Annotated in this window: 10 protein-coding genes; all 10 read right to left on the reverse strand. The window is 41.7% G+C overall.

The window, feature by feature from the left end; all coding sequences use genetic code 11:
* Positions 1-51: 51 nt before the first annotated feature.
* The 10 genes from nuoK to ACLL8Z_RS04295 all read right to left on the reverse strand — a co-directional run bounded on the left by nuoK (position 52) and on the right by ACLL8Z_RS04295 (position 7761).
* The gene (nuoK, locus tag ACLL8Z_RS04250) at positions 52-381 is read right to left on the reverse strand and encodes an NADH-quinone oxidoreductase subunit NuoK (RefSeq protein WP_411273518.1); all 330 of its coding nucleotides are present in this window, start codon (positions 379-381) and stop codon (positions 52-54) included.
* On the reverse strand, positions 381-884 hold the full coding sequence (locus ACLL8Z_RS04255) for an NADH-quinone oxidoreductase subunit J (RefSeq protein WP_411273519.1): 504 nt from the start codon (positions 882-884) through the stop codon (positions 381-383). The genes nuoK and ACLL8Z_RS04255 overlap by 1 nt, the downstream gene beginning before the upstream one ends.
* 120 nt (positions 885-1004) lie before the next feature.
* Entirely contained in the window at positions 1005-1505 is a 501-nt protein-coding gene (locus tag ACLL8Z_RS04260; RefSeq protein WP_411273520.1) for a NuoI/complex I 23 kDa subunit family protein, read from the reverse strand.
* A 63-nt stretch (positions 1506-1568) separates the two neighbouring features.
* On the reverse strand, positions 1569-2606 hold the full coding sequence (gene nuoH / locus ACLL8Z_RS04265) for an NADH-quinone oxidoreductase subunit NuoH (protein WP_411273521.1): 1038 nt from the start codon (positions 2604-2606) through the stop codon (positions 1569-1571).
* The gene (locus tag ACLL8Z_RS04270) at positions 2606-3607 is read right to left on the reverse strand and encodes a 2Fe-2S iron-sulfur cluster-binding protein (protein WP_411273522.1); all 1002 of its coding nucleotides are present in this window, start codon (positions 3605-3607) and stop codon (positions 2606-2608) included. Before ACLL8Z_RS04270 ends, nuoH begins: the two co-directional genes overlap by 1 nt.
* The gene (nuoF, locus tag ACLL8Z_RS04275; RefSeq protein ID WP_411273523.1) at positions 3604-4968 is read right to left on the reverse strand and encodes an NADH-quinone oxidoreductase subunit NuoF; all 1365 of its coding nucleotides are present in this window, start codon (positions 4966-4968) and stop codon (positions 3604-3606) included. Before nuoF ends, ACLL8Z_RS04270 begins: the two co-directional genes overlap by 4 nt.
* Before the next feature lie 31 nt (positions 4969-4999).
* Complete coding sequence (gene nuoE, locus ACLL8Z_RS04280) at positions 5000-5515, reverse strand: NADH-quinone oxidoreductase subunit NuoE (protein WP_411273524.1); 516 nt, start codon at positions 5513-5515, stop codon at positions 5000-5002.
* Complete coding sequence (locus ACLL8Z_RS04285) at positions 5508-6719, reverse strand: NADH-quinone oxidoreductase subunit D (protein WP_411273525.1); 1212 nt, start codon at positions 6717-6719, stop codon at positions 5508-5510. The genes nuoE and ACLL8Z_RS04285 overlap by 8 nt, the downstream gene beginning before the upstream one ends.
* Positions 6716-7219, reverse strand: coding sequence for an NADH-quinone oxidoreductase subunit C (locus ACLL8Z_RS04290; RefSeq protein ID WP_411273526.1), 504 nt, complete (start codon positions 7217-7219; stop codon positions 6716-6718). The genes ACLL8Z_RS04285 and ACLL8Z_RS04290 overlap by 4 nt, the downstream gene beginning before the upstream one ends.
* The gene (locus ACLL8Z_RS04295; RefSeq protein WP_411273527.1) at positions 7219-7761 is read right to left on the reverse strand and encodes an NADH-quinone oxidoreductase subunit B; all 543 of its coding nucleotides are present in this window, start codon (positions 7759-7761) and stop codon (positions 7219-7221) included. The genes ACLL8Z_RS04290 and ACLL8Z_RS04295 overlap by 1 nt, the downstream gene beginning before the upstream one ends.
* Positions 7762-7844: the final 83 nt, after the last annotated feature.

The raw sequence follows: 7844 nt of genomic DNA on the forward strand, positions 1-7844 counted from the left end.
CGGAATAATAAGTCTCTTTCCATTTAAATTAGACTTCGTAATTCCTAAGCATCACCACTTTAATTTGTTTAAGACATTTACATCTGTTGAGTTTGTATTCCTGAAAATCATTACAATGATTGCCAACCCAACAGCAACCTCGGCTGCGGCAAGCGCCATAATAAAAAAAACGAAAACCTGGCCGGAAGCATCATTATGATGAACTGAAAATGCTGTGAGCAATAAGTTAACAGCATTTAGCATCAGTTCCACAGACATGAAAATTACTATAGCATTCCTGCGGATTAAAACCCCTATAACGCCAATTGAAAATATGATTGCACTTAACAGGATATAGTGATTTAACGGTACACCCTGAATCACCTGAGTTACATTTTCCATTATACCTTTTTAAAATCTTTTTTTGCCAATAAGACCGCTCCGACCATCGCTGATAAAAGCAATAGCGAGGAAATTTCAAATGGTAAAAGGAACTTACTGAACAATACTTTACCCAAATTTTTAACCAGTCCAAGATCCTGGGTTTCCAAGATCAAAGGATCAGAGATATGCAGGGCCTTTACAGATCCTATTAGTGTGATAACTAAACACATTCCTGCAATTACTCCAATCAACTTTATAATGGTCGACTTGGAGGTACTCTGGCTTTCATTCAAGTTTAGCAACATGAGTACAAAAAGGAAAAGCACCATAATTGCACCCATATAAACTATGAAATTCACCACGGCCAGGAACTGGGCGTTTAATAAAATATAATGAATCGAAAAAGTGAAAAACGTAACGATCAGATATAAAACACTGTGCACAGGATTCTTCGCGAAAATCACCATCAAGGCGAAAAATATCGACAGGAAAGCAATTAAATAAAAAAGAGTTATGCCCATTTAAAATGTCTTTGAATCTTTGCTCTATTGGGGGCAAAGGTATAATTTCTGCCGAACTCCGGCTGTTCAATATTCAGAATGCGCTATTCTGTCTGTGGAGTAGAAAGTCGCAAGTCTTTATTACAAGTATTTTATTGGATCTTCAACCAGCTTATCCTTACCGTAAATAAAATCTTTCCTCAAATAGTCTGAAGGAACAATTGGGCCATCCAGGTATATTGCTTCTTTGGGACAGGCCTCTTCGCACAATCCGCAGAAAATGCAGCGCAGCATATTGATCTCATAAACAGCAGCAAATTTCTCTTCCCGATATAAATGTTCTTCCCCTTTTTGTCTTTCACCGGCAATCATTGTGATCGCTTCGGCAGGACAGGAAAGTGCGCATAGTCCGCAAGCCGTACAACGTTCCGCTCCATTCTCATCCCGTTTAAGAGAATGTAAGCCTCTCCAATTTTCCGAGAATTCACGTTCAACTTCCGGATAAAAAATTGTTTCCTTCTTTTTAAACATGTGCATGAACGTAATGCCCATTCCCTGAAAAATTGCCGGGAGGTATAATCGCTCCCAGAAATTCATTGGTTTCTGCTCTAAAACTTTTTTTCGGTTACTTAATGGTTCCATAGACCCTATATCCTCTCAAACAGATTTTAATTATTTGATCACCATGTACATGACAATTGGCGATTAAAGTTTGTCAACAAATGTGATAACTATTCCTGTTATTACGATGTTCGCAATAGCTAGCGGAATTAAAATTTTCCATCCCAAATTCATTAACTGATCATAACGGAAACGTGGAACAGTCCACCGAACCCACATGAAGAAGAAGATAAATACAAATATTTTTAGGAAAAGAACTCCCATTCCTATCAATGGACCGACTGTTGGCCCTGTGATTTCGTTAACCCAATCCATGCCTGGATAATTGTATCCACCAAAATAAAGAGTCGACATAACGGCTGAGGCAAGAAACATATTCAGATATTCAGCGAACATAAATGCGCCCATCTTAAAACCAGAATATTCTGTGTGGTAACCGCCGACAAGCTCAGTTTCACATTCAGGAAGATCGAAAGGAGTTCTGTTAGTTTCAGCAAAAGAGCATACCAGGAAAATAAGGAAACCCAATGGCTGATAAAGAATGTTCCAATTGGCACCGTGTTGTTGCTCGGCAATCTCTTTCATGCTTAATGTATTGGTAGCCAGCAGTAATGCGATAATCGATAATCCCATAGGAATCTCGTAGCTTATACTCTGTGATGCTGCACGAACGGCTCCCATTAATGAGAATTTATTATTTGATGCCCATCCGCCAATCATTATCCCATAAACACCTAAAGACACAACTCCAAAGATGTAAAGTATTCCGACATTTATATCTGTAACCTGAAGACTTACAAGGCGATCACCAATAAGAACGCTTTGTCCCCATGGAATCACAGCGCTTCCGATACACGCTGTTAATAAGGCCAGTGATGGGCCAAGTATAAAAAGTGCCTTCGACGAATCGGCAGGAATAATTTCTTCTTTAAAGAACATCTTCAATCCATCTGCAAGAGGCTGGAACATACCACCCCAACCAGCCCGGCTCGGGCCTACCCGATCCTGCAGATAACCAGCAATTTTTCGTTCAGCCAAAGTTGAATATGCGGCAACGCCTAAACTGACTAAAAAAATGATAGTTATTAAAATAAATTTCTCAATTATAAATTCTATGTCCATCAGATCTTGCTTGCTCTGTCAAATTCTACTTTGTTAGCTTCAATTAAAGCTGGATTCTGCCTGATAACCGGCAAAGGCACCATCTCGTAATGGTTAGAAGAGATCACTGATTTATGTGAAATCTGGCGCGGCCCTTCGATTACCCAGTCACTTGTATTTTTTGTTTCAAACCGGCAAGTGTTGCAAATAAAATCTTCAACCTCGCCAAATTCATCTTTACGACCGGTAACACGCAAAACTTCTTCTCCTTTGTACCATAAGGTTACTTTCCCCTTGCATTTAGGACAATCACGGTGTGCGTCTACGGGCTTGGTGAACCAAACCCGGTTCTTAAAACGAAAAGTTCTGTCTGTGAGAGCTCCTACCGGGCAAACGTCAATTACGTTACCAGAAAAATCGTTATCAACTGCTTTTTCTATATAGGTTGAAATCTCGGAAGCGTCCCCTCGGCCTAAAATTCCATGTTCGCGGCTATCAGTAAGCTGGTCGGCTACATATACGCATCTGTAACATAGAATACAGCGGGTCATATGAAGCTGGATTTTGTCTCCAATATCTATCCTGTCAAAAGTACGACGTTCAAATTCATAGCGTGTATTAGCAACGCCATGCTCATATGACAGATCCTGCAAATGGCATTCACCGGCCTGATCACAAACCGGGCAATCCAGCGGATGATTGATCAAAAGAATCTCGACAACACCTTTTCGGGCTTCAATGACTTCTGGTGAGGTTATATTTTGAACTTCCATACCGTCCATAACCCCTGTACGGCAGGAAGCAACCAATTTAGGCATAGGTCGCGGGTCCTTTTCAGACCCCTTACTTACTTTTACGAGGCATGTTCGGCACTTTCCACCACTTCCTTCAAGCTTTGAATAGTAACACATAGCCGGTGGTACAATGTCGCCCCCGATTTGACGCGCAGCATTTAAGATACTTGTTCCGGCATCTACTTCGACTGTTATACCATCTATAGTTACTTTAACCTTTTCGCTCATTGACTCACCTCCTCTAACTTAGGCAGTGGATCAGCATAACTTGCTAATCCGTAATTGTGCTCCGAAGCCTCTCTAGAATTTGTTACGTGCCACTCGAATTCATCCCTGAAGTGACGAATTGCACTCGCCACCGGCCATGCAGCAGCATCGCCAAGCGGACAAATCGTATTGCCTTCAATCTTCTTTGCAACATCTACCAACAGGTCGATATCACTCATTTTACCATGACCATATTCTAGCTTATGCAATACTTTTTCCATCCATCCGGTACCTTCGCGGCATGGAGAACATTGGCCACAACTTTCATGATGATAAAATCGAGCGAAATTCCAGGTATTTCGTACTATACATTGATCTTCGTCGAACGCTATCAAACCTCCGGAACCCAGCATTGATCCAGATTGGAAACCACCATCTGAAAGAGATTCATAACTCATCAAACGTGCTTCCCCATTCACTGTCTTTAACATCAGGTTGGCAGGCAGTATAGGTACAGATGATCCACCTGCAACAACCGCCTTCAAACGTTTTCCATTTGCAATACCCCCACAATATTCATCAGAATAAAGGAATTCTTCAACCGGTAAACCAAGGTCAATTTCATACACACCTGGGTTCTTAAGATTTCCTGAAGCCGAAATTAATTTTGTTCCGGTACTTCGTCCAATGCCAGTCTTTGCATATTCTTCGCCACCATCATTTATAATAGGCACAATTGCAGCAATGGTTTCCACATTGTTTACGACCGTTGGACAAGCCCACACACCGGAGATTGCCGGGAAGGGGGGTTTAATACGTGGATTCCCGCGTTTGCCTTCCAAAGATTCTATCAGTGCAGTCTCCTCGCCACAAATGTAGGCGCCACCACCAGGTTGTACATACAATTCAAGATCATAACCTGACCCCAGAATATTTTTTCCTAAAAACCCTGCTGTTTTAGCTTCCGCAATAGCGCGTTCCAATATCCTGATCTGCGGCATCATTTCGCCTCTCACATAGATGTATGATGTCTTGGCACCCAGAGCAAAACTGGAAACAATCATACCTTCTAATAGCAGATGAGGGAGATAGGTCATCAGATAACGATCTTTGAAAGTCCCCGGTTCAGACTCGTCGGCATTGCACACGAGATATCTTTCTTTTCCTTCAGGTTTGGCGAGGAAACTCCATTTCATACCCGTAGGGAATCCTGCACCACCACGTCCGCGCAGTCCGGAATTTTTTACCTCTTCGACAATCGCATCTGGCGACATACTTTTTAAAGCTTTCTCGACAGCACGGTATCCTCCATGCTGACGGTATATATCAAGAGTATTGATACCCGGGACATTAATATGCTCTAATAATAATTTACGCGCCATTTTTATTTTTGATGGGAGATGGGAGAATGTCTCATGCCTTATTTTTTAATTCTTCTATTAACTGATCAACACTTTGTTCGGTTAGTTTCTCGTAAAATGTATATTCAGGGCCTATCTGCAATACAGGAGCCATGCCACATGCAGCAAGACATTCTACACCTCTCCAGCTAAATTTTCCATCCTCTGTAACTTCTCCTTCTTTAACTCCCAGGCTTTTCTCAATATGTTCCATAATCTTTTCGGCACCCACCAGACAACACGGTCCGGTGCGGCAAACCTCCAAAACATATTTCCCTTGCGGACGCAAGAAAAACATAGTATAAAATGTCGCTACTTCGTAAACTTCAATTGGCTTGATATTCAGGTAAGCTGCCACTTGATCCATTACTCCCGGGCTTAACCAGCCATATTCAGCCTGAACCAGGTGAAGTATAGGTAATAAAGCAGATTTTTGCTTTCCCTCAGGATAGCGGGTCGCGATATCATCAAACTGAGCGATCAGATCTGACGAAAATTCAACACCCCTTTGTTCGGTTACACTAAGCATCTAATTCTCCTGCAATTACATTCAAACTACTCATGTTTAGAATGGCATCAGATAGTAACATACCTGCGCTCATTGGCGCATACATCTGATAGTTAATAAAGCTTGGCCTACGGAAATGCAGACGATATGGTGACCTGCCTCCGTCATTAACCAAATAAAATCCTAACTCTCCGTTCCCTCCTTCTACTGCGTGATAAACTTCAGTCTTTGGAGTCTCAATTTCACCCATCACAATTTTGAAGTGATAGATCAGGGCTTCCATATTATTGTAAACTTCTTCCTTCGGAGGCAGATAAAACTCAGGAACGTCAGCGTGAAATACGCCCTTCGGCTCCTTTTCTATTTTATCAAGTGCTTGTTGTATGATCCTCAAACTCTGCCACATTTCCTCATTTCGCACTATATATCGGTCGTATACATCTCCGGTTGTTCCAACAGGAATTTCAAATTCAAAATCTTCGTACGATGAGTATGGCTCATTTACTCTCACATCATAATCCACTCCCGTCGCACGCAAAATAGGTCCGCTCCAACTATAATTTAAAGCTACTTCAGGATCAACCGCAGCCACACCTGATGTGCGCTCGATAAAAATCCGGTTACGATTGAAGAGTGTTTCGAACTCTTTCAGTATAGGCGGGAACTTAACGAGAAATTTCTTGATCTTGGCGAATGCTATATCGTTAAAATCGCGTTCGAAACCACCGATCCGCCCAATGTTTGTAGTCAGCCGTGCTCCGCATATCTCTTCGTAAATCTCATAAATGTGTTCCCTTTCTTCCATCAGATAAAGAAACCCTGAGAAGGCTCCTGTATCGACACCCAGGATACCATTGCAAATCAGGTGATCTGATATTCTTGCAAGCTCCATAACAATCACCCGAAGGTAATCGACCCGTTTAGGCATTTGAATATTTAACAACTTTTCAACCGTCATGTGCCATCCCATATTGTTAATTGGGGATGAACAATAGTTCATACGGTCTGTTAAAGGCGTAATCTGATAAAACGGACGATGTTCAGCTATCTTCTCAAATGCGCGGTGGATGTAACCAATAGTAGAAACCCCACTCACAATCCGCTCTCCGTCCATTTCGAGTATATTCTGGAACACTCCATGTGTCGCAGGATGTGTTGGACCAAGATTTAGAGTTATGGTTTCCTTTTGCGGGTCGTTATCAGTAAGTATAGGGTGGTTTATCATCTACCGAAGAAATAATCCTTTTTATCAACGCGGTTTGGATCTTCGAGAGGATATTCCCTTCGCATCGGAAAAACCGTCATTTCATCAACATTTAAAATTCTAATAAGATTTGGATGTCCTTCAAAGATGACCCCAAAAAAATCATATGTCTCGCGTTCCATCCAGTTTGCTCCTTCCCACAAAGTAGTTGCGGTGGGTATCATTGGACTATTACCATCCAAAAAAACCTTAATTCTGACCCTAATGTTATTATAAAGGCTATGGAGGTGATATATAACTCCTATAGATAATTCTTCTTCCGGGAAATGAATACCGGTAATATCAGTGAGATAATTAAACTTTAGTTCGGTGTCATTCTTAAGAAAAGCGAGTACATCACTTATATTTTCAGCAGAAGTACCAAATGTCAACAAGCCAAATGGCTCTGTAGGAACAGTAATCCGTTCCCCAAAACGGGCGGTTAAGCTTTGTATTACCTGCTGGTTGTTCAATTTGCCCATTACTGGATTCCGTATCTGTTTAATAACTCTTTGTATTCTGGCGAATCTCTTCTTCTTAAAGACTCGTTTCTTACCAGCTCTTGTATCTTGTTAAAGCCATCAATTATAGCTTCGGGACGTGGCGGGCAACCAGGTACATACACATCAACCGGTATAATCTCATCAATACCCTGCATAACTGAGTATGTATCAAAAATTCCACCACTGCTCGCACAGGCACCCACTGCAATTACCCAACGGGGTTCTGCCATTTGAAGGTAAACCTGCTTAAGAACTGGCCCCATTTTTTTTGCGATAGTGCCCATCACCATCAAAAGATCGGCTTGACGTGGTGAGAAACTAGGTCTCTCCGATCCAAATCGTGCAAAATCGTAGTGAGATCCCATGGTTGCCATGAACTCAATTCCACAACAGGATGTTGCAAATGGCAAAGGCCACAATGAGTGGGAGCGTGCCAGCCCAACCACCTTATCCATCGATGTGGCGAAAAATCCTGATCCTTCAACACCCGGCGGGGCTTCTACTATTTTTACTTCACTCATAATTTTGCTAACGAAAAAATCCAATTCCACCAGACCCGGAACTGAGTTGCAAATTTAAGAAATTTAACGTTTTCAATTATTTA

The sequence above is a fragment of the Daejeonella sp. genome (genome assembly GCF_046590655.1).
Taxonomy (GTDB): Bacteria; Bacteroidota; Bacteroidia; order Sphingobacteriales; family Sphingobacteriaceae; genus Daejeonella.

Excerpts from the sequence above, each read along its gene's own strand:
- ACLL8Z_RS04270 (WP_411273522.1), bottom strand. The coding sequence starts at position 3,607 with ATGAGCGAAAAGGTTAAAGTAACTATAGATGGTATAACAGTCGAAGTA.
- nuoE (WP_411273524.1), bottom strand. The coding sequence starts at position 5,515 with ATGCTTAGTGTAACCGAACAAAGGGGTGTTGAATTTTCGTCAGATCTG.
- ACLL8Z_RS04285 (WP_411273525.1), bottom strand. The coding sequence starts at position 6,719 with ATGATAAACCACCCTATACTTACTGATAACGACCCGCAAAAGGAAACC.
- nuoF (WP_411273523.1), bottom strand. The coding sequence starts at position 4,968 with ATGGCGCGTAAATTATTATTAGAGCATATTAATGTCCCGGGTATCAAT.
- ACLL8Z_RS04255 (WP_411273519.1), bottom strand. The coding sequence starts at position 884 with ATGGGCATAACTCTTTTTTATTTAATTGCTTTCCTGTCGATATTTTTC.
- ACLL8Z_RS04295 (WP_411273527.1), bottom strand. The coding sequence starts at position 7,761 with ATGAGTGAAGTAAAAATAGTAGAAGCCCCGCCGGGTGTTGAAGGATCA.
- nuoK (WP_411273518.1), bottom strand. The coding sequence starts at position 381 with ATGGAAAATGTAACTCAGGTGATTCAGGGTGTACCGTTAAATCACTAT.
- ACLL8Z_RS04290 (WP_411273526.1), bottom strand. The coding sequence starts at position 7,219 with ATGGGCAAATTGAACAACCAGCAGGTAATACAAAGCTTAACCGCCCGT.
- nuoH (WP_411273521.1), bottom strand. The coding sequence starts at position 2,606 with ATGGACATAGAATTTATAATTGAGAAATTTATTTTAATAACTATCATT.
- ACLL8Z_RS04260 (WP_411273520.1), bottom strand. The coding sequence starts at position 1,505 with ATGGAACCATTAAGTAACCGAAAAAAAGTTTTAGAGCAGAAACCAATG.